Source organism: Marinobacter iranensis (assembly GCF_029207565.1).
GTDB classification, from domain to species: Bacteria; Pseudomonadota; Gammaproteobacteria; order Pseudomonadales; family Oleiphilaceae; genus Marinobacter; species Marinobacter iranensis.
Map to the genome: position 1 here is coordinate 1 of NZ_JANCMW010000438.1, position 228 is coordinate 228.

The following is a 228-nucleotide window of genomic DNA, read 5'->3' on the forward strand; positions in this document are numbered from 1 at the left end:
CGCGCACCTCATAGGTTTCCGGGTCAACTTCCATTTGCGGCATCGCATTGTTGAGGATCATGGAATGTTTGCCGATACCGCCTCTGGTATTGGCCACGGCAATCATCTGCTTGTCCACCCCAATCTTCTCTCGAAGCCCTTCATCCATTGCGGCCTGCGAAACGAAGGTAATGGACGTATTGGTGCGGGCTTTCCCGAATGAGCCGAACATCGGACGATAATGCATCG

1 pseudogene is annotated in these 228 nt (G+C 53.5%); it reads right to left on the reverse strand.

Annotation, left to right across the window (positions count from 1 at the left end):
• Positions 1-228 (reverse strand): annotated as a pseudogene (gene ureC, locus NLU14_RS23010) (urease subunit alpha); the annotation flags it as partial.